This is a genomic window from Herbiconiux flava, assembly GCF_013409865.1.
In the GTDB taxonomy this organism is placed as follows: Bacteria; Actinomycetota; Actinomycetes; order Actinomycetales; family Microbacteriaceae; genus Herbiconiux; species Herbiconiux flava.
Genome location: NZ_JACCBM010000001.1, coordinates 1,547,871 through 1,562,410 on the forward strand (window position 1 = coordinate 1,547,871; position 14,540 = coordinate 1,562,410).

A 14,540-nucleotide genomic window follows, 5' to 3' on the forward strand; every position below is an offset into this window, starting at 1 on the left:
GAGTCTCTCCTTCCTTAACCGATTCGTTCTTTGCGTCCGAGGATGCCCTGTGGTCGCACGAGCAGCACGACGATGAGCACCACCAGGGCGGCGGCGTACTTGAGGTCCGGCGGGATGAACAGCGTCGACAGCTCGACGAACAGCCCGACGACGATGGAGCCGACGAGGGCGCCGTAGGCGGAGCCGAGCCCGCCGAGGGTGACCGCGGCGAACATCAGCAGCAGCACCTGGAAGCCCATGTCCCACGAGACCTGGCGGTAGAGGGCCAGCATCACGCCGGCGAGGGCCGCGAGGGCTCCGGCGATCACCCAGACGATGCGGATGATGCGGTCGACGTCGATCCCGGATGCGGCGGCCAGCGACGGGTTGTCCGAGACGGCCCGGGTCGCCTTGCCGATACGGGTGCGGGTGAGGAAGAGGCCGACGAGCAGCAGCACCACGACCGAGATCACCATGCTGAGCAGCGAGCCGGTGGTGATGCGCACCGGGCCGAGCACCACCGCATCCGACAGCCCGACGCTCATGGTCTTCGTGTCGCCGCCGATGTTCATGAGGTAGAGGTAGCGCAGGGCGATGGCGAGACCGATCGAGACGATCATCGCCTGGACGAGCTTCACGCCCTTCCGCCGGAGTGGCCGCCAGAGCAGCCAGTCGTTGAGGTAGCCGAAGACACCGCCGAGCACCAGCGCGATGACCATCGCGACGAAGATGTTGAGGCCGAGCAGCACCGCGAAGATCCAGGCGACGATGGCCCCGAAGGTCACCATCTCGCCGTGCGCGAAGTTGTTCAGGCCGGTGGTGCCGAAGATCAGCGTGATGCCGATGGCCGCGAGGGCGATCAGCAGGCCGAAGTTCAGGCCGGCCGCGAGACGCTGCAGGAACTGCTCGAAGAAGCCCGTCGTCTGCCGGGTGTCCGCGCCCAGCGGGAACGAGCGGGTGAGCGTGTTCGTCAGCCACTCGTCGGCGGCGACGGTGGACGTCGCCTTGTCGGGGTCGCGCAGCTCGACGCCGTCGGGCAGCGTGTCGGGGTCGAGCGTGACGGTGTACTCGCCCTTCTCCGGCACGACGACGGCCCAGCGGCCCGTGTCGTCGGTGGTGGCGGTCTCCTCGAAACCGGCCGCTCCCGCGACGGTGATCTCGGCCCCCTCGACGAGGGTGTCGCCGTCACGCAGCACACCGTTGATGGTGAGCGTGTTCGTGAAGTCGCTCGTGGGGGTCGGGGTCGGAGCGGGGGTCTCGGTCGCCGACGCCGACAGGGCTCCCGAGCCCAGCACGATGCCGAGACAGAGGGAGACCACCGCCAACAGCATCGTGACGAGACGTACCCCGTGTCCGGTACGGATTCCTGCGATCAAGACAGCACCTCCTGAGGGAGAACCCCATGTGCAGTGGTGGATTCTCCGCGCCTATGGTCGTAGCGACTCTGCTAGACCATACAGACGATTTGTGTCCACGGTGTTTCAGGTGGACATTCCGTCGTGCCCGTCATTTCTACACGGAATATCGGTGCGTGCCTAACGGTTACGATTGACCTACACTGCGCGCGAGGGAGAACGATGGACCAGCCGGATCCGTTCGGATTTGTCGGATTGACGTACGACGACGTGATGCTGCTGCCGGGTCATACCGACGTCATCCCGAGCGAGGCCGACACCTCCTCCCGGCTGACGAAGCGCATCGAGGTCGCCACCCCGCTGCTGTCGGCGGCGATGGACACCGTGACGGAGTCGCGCATGGCGGTGGCCATGGCGCGGCAGGGCGGACTGGGCATCCTGCACCGCAACCTGTCGATCATCGACCAGGCCGAGCAGGTCGACCGCGTGAAGCGCAGCGAGTCGGGCATGGTGACCGACCCGGTCACGACGACTCCGGATGCGACGGTCGCCGAGGTCGATGCCCTCTGCGGCATGTACCGGGTGAGCGGGCTCCCCGTGGTCGACGGCCAGGGCGTGCTCGTCGGCATCGTCACCAACCGCGACATGCGCTTCGTCTCGCCGTTCGAGAAGCAGACCACGTTCGTGCGCGACGTGATGACGAAGATGCCGCTGATCACCGCGCGCGTCGGGGTCGACCCCGACGACGCCGTCGCGATCTTCGCGCAGCACAAGATCGAGAAGCTCCCCATCGTCGACGACGCGGGCCGGCTCTCGGGCCTGATCACGGTGAAGGACTTCGACAAGAGCGAGAAGTACCCCAACGCCACCAAGGACTCGGCCGGCCGGCTGCGCGTCGGCGCCGCCATCGGCTTCTTCGGCGACGCCTGGCAGCGCGCCACCAACCTGCTCGACGCGGGCGTCGACGTGATCGTGGTCGACACGGCCAACGGCGACAGCGCGGGCGTGCTCGACATCATCCGCCGGCTGAAGAGCGATTCGGCGTTCGCCGACGTCGACGTCATCGGCGGCAACGTGGCCACCCGCTCGGGGGCGCAGGCGCTCGTCGACGCGGGTGCCGACGCGATCAAGGTCGGCGTCGGTCCGGGCTCGATCTGCACCACGCGCGTCGTCGCCGGTGTGGGTGTGCCCCAGGTGACCGCGGTCTACGAGGCGTCGCTCGCGGCGCGCGAGGCCGGCGTGCCGGTGATCGCCGACGGCGGTCTGCAGTACTCGGGCGACATCGCGAAGGCCCTCGTGGCCGGCGCCGACACCGTCATGCTCGGGTCGCTCCTCGCGGGCTGCGACGAGAGCCCGGGCGACCTGGTGTTCGTCAACGGCAAGCAGTTCAAGAACTACCGGGGCATGGGCTCGCTGGGCGCGCTGCAGACCCGGGGCGAGAAGACCTCGTACTCGAAGGACCGCTACTTCCAGTCCGACGTGCCCTCCGACGACAAGCTGATCGCCGAGGGCATCGAGGGCCAGGTGCCCTACCGCGGCCCGCTCGCGAACGTGGCCTACCAGCTGGCCGGCGGCCTGCGCCAGTCGATGTTCTACGTCGGCGCGCGCACCATCGGCGAGCTGAAGCAGAAGGGCAAGTTCGTGCGCATCACGGCGGCCGGCCTCAAGGAGTCGCACCCGCACGACGTGCAGATGGTCGTCGAGGCCCCCAACTACCGCCGCTGACCCTCCCGACGCCTCTCCGGCGCCGCCTCACCGGTGGTGTCGGAGGGGTATCGATAGGATGGGGTGTGATGGAAATTGAGATTGGGCGCGCCAAGCGCGGGCGCCGCGTGTACTCGTTCGACGACATCGCGGTGGTGCCGTCGCGGCGCACGCGCGATCCCGAGGACGTGTCGACGACGTGGTCGATCGACGCGTACCACTTCGACATCCCGGTGCTCGCCGCACCGATGGACTCGGTGGTCTCGCCCCAGACCGCCATCATGATCGGTCAGCTCGGCGGCGTCGGCGTGCTCGACCTCGAGGGCGTCTGGACGCGGTACGAGAACCCCGAGCCGCTGCTCGAGGAGATCCGCAACCTGCCCGAGGGCGGGTCCACCGAGCGCATGCAGGAGATCTACGCCGAGCCGATCAAGCCCGAGCTCGTCACCGCACGACTGGCGGAGATCCGCGCATCCGGAGTCACCGTCGCCGGCGCCCTGTCGCCGCAGCGCACCCAGGAGCTGTACGAGACGGTGGTCGCCGCCGGTGTCGACCTGTTCGTCATCCGTGGCACGACCGTCTCCGCCGAGCACGTCTCGAAGAACTCCGAGCCGCTGAACCTGAAGAAGTTCATCTACGAGCTCGACGTGCCCGTGATCGTGGGCGGCGCCGCCACCTACACCGCGGCGCTCCACCTCATGCGCACCGGTGCGGCCGGCGTGCTCGTCGGCTTCGGCGGCGGCGCGGCCTCCACCACCCGTGCGACGCTCGGCATCCACGCCCCGATGGCCACGGCCGTCGCCGACGTGGCCGGCGCCCGCCGCGACTACATGGACGAGTCGGGCGGCCGCTACGTGCACGTCATCGCCGACGGCGGCCTCGGCACGAGCGGCGACATCGTCAAGGCCATCTCGGTCGGCGCCGACGCCGTCATGCTGGGCAGTGCGCTCGCCCGCGCATCCGACGCCCCCGGAGCCGGCTGGCACTGGGGAGCCGAGGCGCACCACGCGCAGCTGCCCCGCGGCCAGCGCGTGCACGTGGGGCAGGTCGCCCCGCTCGAGCAGATCCTGTACGGCCCGTCGCCGGTCTCCGACGGCACGGCGAACCTGATGGGCGCCCTGCGGCGCTCGATGGCGACCACCGGCTACAGCGACCTCAAGGAATTCCAGCGGGTCGAAGTGGTTGTCGCCCCGTACCGGGTTGACTAGCGTGAAGAGGGACGCTAAGAGCGACTAGCTCGGCACCAAGGAGAGTCCCATGGCCACGACGACGTCGGTATCGCACTCCACGAAGATCGGGCCCGACGAACGTCGGGACGCGATCGCCTCGCTGAAGGACAAAGAGCTCGACATCCTCGTGGTCGGCGGTGGCATCGTCGGGACGGGTGCTGCGCTGGATGCCGTGACCCGCGGGCTGCGCACCGGGATGGTCGAGGCGCGGGACTGGGCATCCGGAACCTCGAGCCGGTCGTCGAAGCTCGTGCACGGCGGCATCCGCTACCTCGAGCAGCTCGACTTCCGTCTGGTGCGTGAGGCGCTGATCGAGCGCGGGCTGCTGCTGCAGCGCATCGCGCCGCACCTCGTGAAGCCCGTGCGCTTCCTCTACCCCCTGAACAAGCGCGTGATCGAGCGGGCCTACATCGGCGCCGGCATGCTGCTCTACGACATCTTCAGCTACTCCGGCGGCCGCCCGCCCGGGGTGCCGCATCACCGCCACCTCTCGCGCAAGCAGGTGCAGGAGCTGATGCCGAGCCTCGCGAAGGACGCGCTGATCGGCGGCATCACCTACTACGACGCTCAGGTCGACGACGCCCGCTACGTCTCGAGCCTCGCCCGCACGGCCGCCTCCTACGGCGCCCACGTGGCCAGCCGGGTGCAGGTCGAGGGCTTCATCAAGGTGGGCGAGCGGGTCGTCGGCGTGCACGCGCATGATCTCGAGACGGGTGAGAAGTTCGACATCCGCGCCAAGCAGGTCGTGAACGCGACCGGCGTCTGGACCGACGAGACCCAGGCGATGGTGGGGGAGCGCGGGCAGTTCAAGGTGCGGGCCTCCAAGGGCATCCACCTCGTGGTGCCGCGCGACCGTTTCCAGGGCCAGTCGGGGCTGCTGCTGCGCACCGAGAAGAGCGTGCTGTTCGTCATCCCGTGGGGCCGGCACTGGCTGATCGGCACCACCGACACCGACTGGACCCTCGACAAGGCGCACCCGGCCGCGACCGCCGCCGACATCGACTACCTGCTCGAGCACGTGAACAAGGTGCTCGCCGTGCCGCTGACCCGGGAGGACGTGGAGGGCGTGTTCGCCGGCCTCCGCCCGCTGCTCGCCGGCGAGAGCGACCAGACCTCGAAGCTGTCGCGCGAGCACCTCGTCGCGCACTCGGTGCCAGGCCTCGTGGTGATCGCGGGGGGCAAGTGGACGACCTACCGCGTGATGGCGAAGGACGCCATCGACGCGGCCGTCTCCGCGCTCGACGGGAAGATCTCGCCGTCGGTCACGCAGGACATCGCGCTGCTCGGCGCCGAGGGGTACAAGGCGGCCTGGAACAAGCGCGACAAGATCGCCCGCCGGTTCGGCGTGCATCCGGTGCGAATCGAGCACCTGCTGAACCGCTACGGCACGCTGACGGATGAGCTGCTGGGCCTGATCGCCGAGGATCCGTCGCTCGCCGAGCCGCTGCCCGGCGCCGACGACTACATCGCGGCCGAGGTCGTCTACGCGGCCTCGCACGAGAGCGCGCTGCACCTCGACGACGTGCTCGCCCGGCGCACCCGCATCTCGATCGAGGCGTGGGACCGCGGGGTCTCGGCCGCACCGGTCGCCGCCCGCCTGATGGCCGGCGTGCTCGGCTGGAGCGACGAGCAGGTCGAGAAGGAGATCGCGGTCTACCTCGAGCGGGTCGAGGCCGAGCGGGCCAGCCAGCTGCAGCCCGACGACGAGTCGGCCGAGCGGGTGCGGCTCGAGGCACCCGACATCGTGAAGACCGACTGAGGGCCGGGGCCTGAGGGCCCGACGCGCTCCGGGTGCCTCGGGCCGTCTTCTCCTGCACGGATGCGCCCTGTGCGAACAGTGTCCCCAGGCGACGGGCTCCGGATGCCCCTCCACTAAACTGGGAGCACCGACGGGCGCGTGCCCGCGGTGAGCCCAGGAGGAGACGGCCATGGTCGACGTGAAGCGAGTGAAGCTTCCCGGAGTCGGAGTGCTGCACACCTTCGTGACGAGCGACGGCGGCAAGGTCGGCGTCATCGCGCACCGCTCGGGCCACAGCGACCTGATCAGCTTCAGCGACGACGAGGACGGCGACGCCACGAAGGTGTCCCTCCGCCTCTCCGACGACGAGGCCCACACCCTCGCCGAGCTGCTCGGCGGCACCCAGATCACCGAGTCGCTGACGGCGCTCGACCAGATCCCGGGCCTCAGCATCGACTGGTTCACGGTCGACTACGAGGACCACATCGCCGGCCAGCCCCTCGGCAGCCCGGCCGATCGCGGCATCGCCGGCCTCACGGTCGTCGCCGTCGTGCGCGGAGACTCCGCGAACCCCGCCCCCGCCCCCGACTTCAAGGTCTTCCCCGGCGACACGCTCGTGGTCGCCGGCTCCCCGGAGAAGGTCGCCAAGGCGTTCGCCTTCTTCCGCACCGGTGAGCTGAAGGCGAAAGCAGGAGTCGTCGACGGTCCGCCCGGAAGCTGAGCGGCCCCGTGCATCTCGGCCCCGACCTCCTCGTCCTCGGCGTCCTCTTCGTCCTCGCCTACGTCCTCGGGCGGCTCGGCAAGCAGATCGGCCTGCCCGCCATCCCGATCTACATGGTCGTGGGGCTCTTGGCGAGCCCGTACTTCGGCTGGTTCCCGATCGACTTCGTGCACGGGGAGTACATCGAGCTGATCGCGGTCTTCGGGCTGATCCTGCTGCTGTTCAACCTGGGGCTCGAGTTCGACCTCGACGAGTTCGTCGGCAACGCGGGCAAGCTGATCATCTCGGGCGGCTCGTACATCGCCATCAACATGGTGGTGGGCTTCGCGTTCGGTTTCCTCGTGGGCTGGGGCACGCGTGAGGCGCTGATCATCGCGGGCATCACGGCGACCTCCTCGAGCGCCATCGTCACGAAGCTCCTGATCGAGCTGAACCGGCTGGCGAACCGAGAGACGCCGATGATCCTGGGTGTCACCGTCGTCGAGGACGTGTTCATCGCGATCTACCTCGCCATCGTGTCGGTCGTGCTCTCCGGCGAGACGGAGATCTGGCCGGTGGTCGGCAAGCTCGGCATCTCGTTCCTCTTCCTCGTCGTGATGTTCACGGCCGCCCGCTGGGGCGGGCGGTTCGTCTCGCGCATCTTCCGCACGAAGGACGACGAGCTCTTCACGATCCTGTTCTTCGGGCTCGCCATCATGTTCGGCGGCCTGGGCGAGATCCTCGGGGTGACGGATGCGATCGGCGCGTTCCTGATCGGGCTCGTGCTGGGCGCGACCCGCTACCGCAACCGCATCGAGCACATCGCCATCCCGTTGCGCGACGTGTTCGGCGCCTTCTTCTTCCTCAACTTCGGGCTGGGGCTCGACCCCTCGAAGTTCCCCGAGGTGATCGTGCCGGTGCTCGCGGCGGTCGGCATGACGGTGGCGCTCAACATCGTGGCCGGGCAGTTCGTGGCCTGGCTGAACGGGCTCGGGCCGCAGGCGGGCATCAACACCACCGCGATCCTGCAGAACCGGGGGGAGTTCGCGCTCATCCTGGCGACACTCGCCCTCGGAGCGGGGCTCGACGAGCGCATCCAGCCGTTCGCCGGTCTGTACGTGCTGATCATGGCGATCATGGGGCCGATCCTCGCGGTGAACTCCGAGCGGATCGGGTCGGTGGTTCTGGGCACGAAGCGCAAGAAGGCGCGGGCGGCGGCTGCGGCTGCAGCCTCGCTCGGCGCGCCGCCGGCGGGTGGGTCCGGGTCGTCGGTCGCCGGCGCGGCGCGCGCGACGCGCCCGACGGGTGACCTCGAACGCGACGAGGCCATCGCCCTGATGGAGGCGGCGACGGCCGGAGCGGGTGGCGTCGCCGCGGCGGGTGGCGCGGGCCGCGCATCCGGAACCACCGTCGAGTCGGCGGGCGACGAGCAGTTCGACGACGACCGGGCGGCCGCGAACGCCCTCGACAGCGACTACGACGACTACGACACCTCGCTCCGGCCCGGTCGCGGCGACGACGACGCCTACGGCTCGTCGGGCGACCCGGGGATCGACCGGCTGATCGAGCAGGCGATGCTGCAGTCCGACGACGAGAGCCCCCGAGCGAGAGACAGCGAGTATTGAGCACCACCGGCACCCCGGCCAGCACCGGAACCCCCGCCCGCCCGACCCTCGGCGGCGTCATGCGGCGTCCGCGCTGGATCGCGACGCTGCTGCTGGCCCTCGCGGTCGCGGCCGGCTTCGCAGCCCTCGGGCAGTGGCAGCTCGACCGCGCGGTGTCCACCGGCACCTCGGTGAACGACGCCACCGAGACGGTGCTGCCGCTCGCGCAGATCGCGACCCCCCAGCAGGCCGTGATCGAGAAGCAGGCCGCCCAGCGCGCCGAGGTGACCGGTGTGTTCGTGCCGTCGGGCTTCGACTACATCGCCGACCGGCTGAACGACGGAGCGCCGGGCTACTGGGTGATCGGGCAGGTGCAGGTCGCCGACGAGCCCGACACCTATCTGGCGGTGGCCCTCGGCTGGACCGAGTCGGAAGACGAGGCGAGGGCGACCGCCACGGCGCTGGCCGAGTCGGGCTCGACGACGCCCGAGCAGATCGTCGGCCGTTACCTGCCGACCGAGGGGCCGGTCGCCCCGCAGCCGTCGGCCGGAACCTCGCTCGACGGCGGCCCGCTCTCCACCACGATGTCGGTCTCCGAGCTGATCAACCGGTGGTCGCAGTTCGACGAGGCGGCCGAGGTCTACGGCGGCTACCTCGTGCTCGACACGGCCCCCCAGCCGCTCGCCCTGATCGACTCCCCGGAGCCCGACCGCTCGGTGCAGCTGAACTGGCTGAACATCTTCTACGCGGCCGAGTGGGTGGTGTTCGCGGGCTTCGCCATCTACCTCTGGTACCGGCTCGTGCGCGACGCCCTGGAGCGCGAGCTGGAAGAGCTCGACGAGTCGCTCGCCCCGGACGGGCGCGGGTAGGCTGGATCCATGGCACTCGCACCCAAACCGAAGGACTTCCCCCGCATCCGCGGTGCGCTGAAGTTCTACCAGGTCGCCTCGATCATCACCGGTGTGCTGCTGCTCCTGCTCTGCATCGAGATGCTGCTGAAGTACTCCCCGCTGGGCCTCGAGGTCGAGCTCGGCGGGCGCAACGGGCTGCTCGCCCTGGTACCCGACGGCACGGTCACCGCGGTGAACCTGAGCACGGGCATCCTGATCGTGCACGGCTGGTTCTACGTCGTCTACCTCTTCTCCGACTTCCGTCTGTGGAGCCTCATGCGCTGGCCGTTCCTGCGGTTCGTGCTGATCGCGCTCGGAGGCGTCATCCCCTTCCTCTCCTTCTTCCTCGAGGGGCGCATCGCCCGCGAGGTGAAGACCTACCTCGCCACCCGTGAAGCGGAGCTGGCGAAAAACGACATCGTGGAGGCATCCCATTAGCGGAGCAGAGACCGGCGCAGCCGAATCCGGCACAGCAGAGACCCCCGACCACGACGAGCTGACCCGCCCGGTGCTCGTCGTCGACTTCGGCGCGCAGTACGCCCAGCTCATCGCACGCCGCGTGCGCGAGGCGAGCGTCTACTCCGAGATCGTGCCGCACACCATCACCGCCGCGGAGGTCGCCGCGAAGAACCCGTCCGGCATCGTGCTGAGCGGCGGACCGTCGAGCGTCTACGAGGAGGGCGCCCCGGCGTTCGACTCCGCGATCTTCGACCTCGGTGTGCCGACCATGGGCATCTGCTACGGGTTCCAGGTGATGGCCAAGGCCCTCGGCGGCGAGGTCGCGAAGACCGGCGCCCGCGAGTACGGCTCCACCGACATGGCCGTCGACGACCTGGGCGGCGGCGAGCTCCTCGCCGAGCAGCCCGACGCGCAGACGGTGTGGATGAGCCACGGCGACTCCGTCGTGAAGGCCCCCGAGGGCTTCGAGGTGCTCGCGCGCACCTCGTCCACCCCGGTCGCCGCCTTCGCCAACAAGGAGCGCGGTCTCTACGGCGTGCAGTGGCACCCCGAGGTCAAGCACACCCAGTACGGGCAGGACGTCATCGTCAACTTCCTGCACCGGGCCGCCGGCATCCCGGCCGACTGGAACCCGGGCAACGTCATCGCCGACCAGGTCGCCGCCATCCAGGCGCAGGTCGGCTCGGGCCGGGTCATCTGCGGTCTCTCCGGCGGCGTCGACTCCGCGGTGGCCGCGGCCCTCGTGCACAAGGCCGTCGGCGACCAGCTGGTCTGCGTCTTCGTCGACCACGGTCTGCTGCGCCAGGACGAGCGGCGGCAGGTCGAGGAGGACTACGTCAAGTCCACCGGCGTGCGCCTGGTCACGGTGGATGCGCGGGAGCAGTTCATCTCGGCGCTCGCCGGCGTCAGCGACCCCGAGCAGAAGCGCAAGATCATCGGGCGCGAGTTCATCCGCACCTTCGAGCAGGCGCAGGCCGACCTGATCGCCGAGGCGGCGGCCGACGGCGACCCGATCCGCTTCCTCGTGCAGGGCACGCTCTACCCCGACGTAGTCGAGTCGGGCGGCGGCAGCGGCACCGCGAACATCAAGAGCCACCACAACGTCGGCGGCCTGCCGGAGGACCTGCAGTTCGAACTCGTCGAGCCGCTGCGGGCCCTGTTCAAGGACGAGGTGCGCGCCATCGGCCGCCAGCTCGGTCTGCCCGATGAGATCGTCTCGCGCCAGCCGTTCCCCGGCCCCGGGCTCGGCATCCGCATCGTCGGCGAGGTCACGGCCGAGCGGCTCGAGCTGCTCCGCCAGGCCGACGCCATCGTGCGCGCCGAGCTCACCGCCGCCGGACTCGACGCCGAGATCTGGCAGTGCCCGGTCGTGCTGCTGGCCGACGTGCGGTCGGTCGGCGTGCAGGGTGACGGGCGCACCTACGGGCATCCGATCGTGCTGCGTCCCGTCTCGAGCGAAGACGCGATGACCGCCGACTGGACACGGCTGCCCTACGACGTGCTGGCCCGCATCTCGAACCGCATCACCAACGAGGTGAGCGGCGTGAACCGAGTGGTGCTCGACGTGACGTCGAAGCCGCCGGGAACCATCGAGTGGGAGTGATCCCACCGGGAGCCTGCGAGCCGGAGTGATCCGATTCGCACGAGAGCCCCTCCGGACGACCCGTCGAGCCACTCAGGCTCCGGCCTGGTCGCCGGAGGGGCTCTTCCGTCGTCGGGGCCACGGGCGGTGCGTGGTCAGGCGGCTGAAGACCCACTCCAGCGGCCCCTGCGTGAAGACGAGCTTCCACGCGCAGGCCAGCACCAGCGACGGGATGGCGAACACGAAGAACAGCGGCACCGACTGCCAGCCGAGCCACTCCTCGTGCGGCACGAGCTCCACGGCGACGGCGATCCCGATGATCTGCGCCGTGTAGATCGTGAGCGGCATCGAGCCGACGGCCCGGAGCGGCCAGAGCACGCCCCGCGAGACGAGCCGGACGCGAGCGGCCGCCGAGTCGGTCAGCCAGACGAGCAGCCCGATCAGCGCGACCGCGAGCCCGCCCGAGGCGATCACCTCGGCGGTGGTGTCGTCGTGCGCGAGCACCGGCGCGCCGAGCGCCTCGGGGACGGTGTAGCCGAGCACCGCCGCCAGCCCGCCCGCGGCGACGAGCACGTACTGGGTGCGGCGGCTCCGCAGATCCGAGCGGGCGATCAGGATGCCGACGGCCAGGTAGGCGAGCCAGACGGGTGCCGGGTACGCGTCGATCAGCCAGCGCACCGGGAAGTAGGCCCAGGGGCTCTCGAACGCGGTCGCGGTCGCGCCCGTCGTGCCCTCGATGGCCGTGCCGATCGTCTCGACCAGCCACGGGCCGCCCAGCGCTGCGGCTGCGGCGACGACCGCCACCAACCAGCGCGGGGCGTAGAGCAGCGGCAGCGCCACGACGAACAGGAAGCCGTAGGTGTCGAGGATGATCGCGATCGGCGTCTGCAGGAACGTCAGCAGCACGCCGAGCACGATCAGCAGCAGGCCGCGCAGCAGCACGACGCGGGCGACGCGGCCACGGGCATCCGGAGCCGGCCGCCGGGAACCGCCGGACATCAGGCCGAGGGAGACGCCCGCGATGGTGGCGAAGAGGATGGAGGAGCGGCCGTCCCAGACGAAGTCGCCGTCGCCCTCGGGCACGGTGTGCGCGGCGAGCATGCCGAGGAGGGCGAGGCCGCGGGCGGCGTCGAGGCCGGTGAGGCGGCCGGCGGCGGTGCGGAGGCGCCTGACGGCCCCCCGGGAACGGCGAACGGGGCCGCCCTCTCGGACGACCCCGTTCGTTTCGCTGATGACCGGCTCCGGTTCTTCGCGGGAGAAGGCTAGTTGCGGAAGATGGCGATCATGCGGAGCAGCTCCAGGTACAGCCAGACGATGGTGGTCATCAGGCCGAACGCGCCGGTCCACCCGTACTTGCGGGGGGCGCCCGACTTCACGCCGCGCTGGATCATGTCGAAGTCGAGCACCAGCGAGTAGGCCGCCATGATGACGACGACGACGCCGATGACGAGGCCGATCCAACCGCTGCGGAGACCGAACGGGTCGGTGACCACGCCGGTGAGCATGAGCACGAGGTTCAGCAGCGAGAAGACGCCGTAGCCGACCATCGCGATCAGGAAGACCTTGGTGGCGCGCTTCGAGGCGCGGATCTTGCCGCTCGCGAACAGGGCGAGGGTGACGCCGAAGACGGCGACGGTGGCGAGCACGGCCTGGATGACGATGCCCGACCACTGGTACTCGAAGAAGCTCGAGATGGCGCCGATCGCGAGGCCCTCGAAGGCCGCGTAGGCGAGGATCAGCGGAACGGACGGCTCGCGCTTGAAGGCGTTGACGAGGCCGAGCACGAAGCCGACGAGCACGCCGACGATCATGAGGCCGAGGCCCAGAACGGTGGGGACGGGCCAGTTGGCGAGGAAGCCGATGACGCCGGTGACCAGGAAGATCGCGAACAGGCCCGCGGTCTTCATGATGACGTCGTCGTAGCTCATGCGGTCGGTCTCGGCGGGGCCGGCGGCCGGGCGCTCGTAGAGCTGCTGGAGACCGTCTGCGGTCATCGTGGGGGTCTGTGCCACCGCCTTGCCGTTGAACACCGGATTCCGGGCGAAGGCGGGGTTGCTGGAGGACGCTGCCATGTCGTTCTCAATCTGTGCTGTGAGGGTGATCGTGGTTGCTACAAACGTAGTGCACCGTTTACAGGAAATGCCTGGACATGGGCCCGATGTGTGCCCTGAACGGGGATGTTCGCCGAGGGCGCAGGGGCGGGCTGCCGGTGGCGGGGCGTAGCGTGTGGGGCGTGATCAGAGAAGCGGATGCGCGTCCCCTCGTCATCGGGCACCGAGGCGCCAGCGGGTACCGGCCGGAGCACACGGCGTCCGCGTACGAGCTGGCGTTCGCGCTCGGGGCCGACGCGGTGGAGCCCGACGTGGTGCTGACGCGCGACGGGGTCGCGGTCGTGCGGCACGAGAACGAGATCTCGGGGACGACCGATGTCGCCGCGCATCCGGAGTTCGCCGACCGCCGCACCACCAAGCACATCGACGGGCACGAGCTGACGGGGTGGTTCACCGAGGACTTCACCTGGGCCGAGCTGCAGACGCTGCGGGCACGGGAGCGGCTGCCCGAGGTGCGGCCGGCGAGCCGGAGCTTCGACGGGCGGTTCGGGATACTTCGGCTGGCGGACGTGCTGCGGATCGTGGACGAGGCGTCTTCGTCTTCGTCTTCGTCTTCTTCTTCGCGGCTGCGGCGGGCTGTGGTCGAGCTGAAGCACGTGGCGTTCTACGACTCGATCGGGATGCCCTATGCCGAGATCGTGGCGGGGGAGCTCGCGTCGGCGGGGTGGGATGCGCGGCCGTCGCAGCTCGTGGTCGAGTCGTTCGAGAAGACGGCGCTCGCCGGGCTGCGTGCGCGCGGGGTGGCGGCGGAGTGGATCTTCCTGCTCGAGGATTCGGGATCGCCCGCCGATCTGGTGGCGGCGCAGGGGGCCGGGGCGCCGGACTACGCGTCGTTCCTCACGCCTGCGGGGCTGGCCGCGCTGGCCGGCGAGGTCGACGGGATCAGCCTCGACAAGGCGACGATCATGCCGCGGGATCTGAAGGGATCGGCACACGGGGTGAGCGACGTGGTGCCGCGGGCGCACGCCGCCGGACTGTCGGTGTTCACGTGGACGCTGCGGGCGGAGAACCGCTTCCTGCCGCGGAACTTCCGGCTGGGGCGGGACAAGGCGGCGTTCGGGGCGTGGGAGGACGAGTTCGCGGCGATCCTGTCGTCGGGGGTCGACGGGGTGTTCGCGGATCAGCCGGATCTGGCGGTGCGGGCGCGGGAGCTGGTGGCGCTCCGCGGATGAGCGTCGGTGGTGCGACC

12 protein-coding genes are annotated in these 14,540 nt (G+C 69.9%); 9 read left to right on the forward strand and 3 right to left on the reverse strand.

The window, feature by feature from the left end; genetic code table 11:
* Positions 1-14: 14 nt before the first annotated feature.
* On the reverse strand, positions 15-1,298 hold the full coding sequence (locus BJ984_RS07510) for a branched-chain amino acid ABC transporter permease (protein ID WP_271206442.1): 1,284 nt from the start codon (positions 1,296-1,298) through the stop codon (positions 15-17).
* A 258-nt stretch (positions 1,299-1,556) separates the two neighbouring features.
* On the opposite strand from BJ984_RS07510, the gene guaB reads away from it, so the two are divergent.
* The 8 genes from guaB (at position 1,557) to guaA (ending at position 11,261) form a co-directional block, all read left to right on the forward strand.
* Positions 1,557-3,059 (forward strand): IMP dehydrogenase, encoded by a 1,503-nt coding sequence (guaB, locus tag BJ984_RS07515; RefSeq protein ID WP_179547476.1) that lies wholly within the window; start codon positions 1,557-1,559, stop codon positions 3,057-3,059.
* A 68-nt stretch (positions 3,060-3,127) separates the two neighbouring features.
* Complete coding sequence (locus tag BJ984_RS07520) at positions 3,128-4,246, forward strand: GuaB3 family IMP dehydrogenase-related protein (RefSeq protein ID WP_173183384.1); 1,119 nt, start codon at positions 3,128-3,130, stop codon at positions 4,244-4,246.
* Between the two features lie 49 nt (positions 4,247-4,295).
* Positions 4,296-6,026 carry a glycerol-3-phosphate dehydrogenase/oxidase gene (locus tag BJ984_RS07525; RefSeq protein WP_179547477.1) on the forward strand — a complete coding sequence of 577 codons (1,731 nt, stop codon included), beginning with the start codon at positions 4,296-4,298 and terminating at the stop codon, positions 6,024-6,026.
* A gap of 169 nt (positions 6,027-6,195) precedes the next feature.
* The gene (locus BJ984_RS07530; RefSeq protein ID WP_173183386.1) at positions 6,196-6,726 is read left to right on the forward strand and encodes a cation:proton antiporter regulatory subunit; all 531 of its coding nucleotides are present in this window, start codon (positions 6,196-6,198) and stop codon (positions 6,724-6,726) included.
* 8 nt (positions 6,727-6,734) lie between these two features.
* On the forward strand, positions 6,735-8,330 hold the full coding sequence (locus BJ984_RS07535; RefSeq protein ID WP_179547478.1) for a cation:proton antiporter: 1,596 nt from the start codon (positions 6,735-6,737) through the stop codon (positions 8,328-8,330).
* Positions 8,327-9,178: an SURF1 family cytochrome oxidase biogenesis protein gene (locus BJ984_RS07540; protein ID WP_179547479.1), complete on the forward strand. Its 852-nt coding sequence runs from the start codon at positions 8,327-8,329 to the stop codon at positions 9,176-9,178. The genes BJ984_RS07535 and BJ984_RS07540 overlap by 4 nt, the downstream gene beginning before the upstream one ends.
* Positions 9,179-9,187: 9 nt before the next feature.
* Positions 9,188-9,637 carry a DUF3817 domain-containing protein gene (locus BJ984_RS07545; protein ID WP_179547480.1) on the forward strand — a complete coding sequence of 150 codons (450 nt, stop codon included), beginning with the start codon at positions 9,188-9,190 and terminating at the stop codon, positions 9,635-9,637.
* A 58-nt stretch (positions 9,638-9,695) separates the two neighbouring features.
* Positions 9,696-11,261 (forward strand): glutamine-hydrolyzing GMP synthase, encoded by a 1,566-nt coding sequence (guaA, locus tag BJ984_RS07550; RefSeq protein WP_179549376.1) that lies wholly within the window; start codon positions 9,696-9,698, stop codon positions 11,259-11,261.
* 72 nt (positions 11,262-11,333) lie between these two features.
* Here the strand turns inward: guaA and BJ984_RS07555 are convergent, their stop codons facing one another.
* Both BJ984_RS07555 and BJ984_RS07560 read right to left on the reverse strand, forming a co-directional pair.
* Positions 11,334-12,341, reverse strand: coding sequence for a DUF418 domain-containing protein (locus BJ984_RS07555; protein WP_179547481.1), 1,008 nt, complete (start codon positions 12,339-12,341; stop codon positions 11,334-11,336).
* Between the two features lie 161 nt (positions 12,342-12,502).
* Positions 12,503-13,312, reverse strand: coding sequence for a Bax inhibitor-1/YccA family protein (locus BJ984_RS07560; protein WP_179547482.1), 810 nt, complete (start codon positions 13,310-13,312; stop codon positions 12,503-12,505).
* Positions 13,313-13,464: 152 nt separating this feature from the next.
* On the opposite strand from BJ984_RS07560, the gene BJ984_RS07565 reads away from it, so the two are divergent.
* Positions 13,465-14,523 (forward strand): glycerophosphodiester phosphodiesterase family protein, encoded by a 1,059-nt coding sequence (locus tag BJ984_RS07565; protein ID WP_373877413.1) that lies wholly within the window; start codon positions 13,465-13,467, stop codon positions 14,521-14,523.
* Positions 14,524-14,540 lie beyond the last annotated feature (17 nt).

Coding starts and splice junctions, on each gene's coding strand:
- guaB (WP_179547476.1), top strand. CDS start 1,557: ATGGACCAGCCGGATCCGTTCGGATTTGTCGGATTGACGTACGACGAC.
- BJ984_RS07520 (WP_173183384.1), top strand. CDS start 3,128: ATGGAAATTGAGATTGGGCGCGCCAAGCGCGGGCGCCGCGTGTACTCG.
- BJ984_RS07525 (WP_179547477.1), top strand. CDS start 4,296: ATGGCCACGACGACGTCGGTATCGCACTCCACGAAGATCGGGCCCGAC.
- BJ984_RS07530 (WP_173183386.1), top strand. CDS start 6,196: ATGGTCGACGTGAAGCGAGTGAAGCTTCCCGGAGTCGGAGTGCTGCAC.
- BJ984_RS07545 (WP_179547480.1), top strand. CDS start 9,188: ATGGCACTCGCACCCAAACCGAAGGACTTCCCCCGCATCCGCGGTGCG.
- BJ984_RS07555 (WP_179547481.1), bottom strand. CDS start 12,341: ATGCTCGCCGCGCACACCGTGCCCGAGGGCGACGGCGACTTCGTCTGG.
- BJ984_RS07560 (WP_179547482.1), bottom strand. CDS start 13,312: ATGGCAGCGTCCTCCAGCAACCCCGCCTTCGCCCGGAATCCGGTGTTC.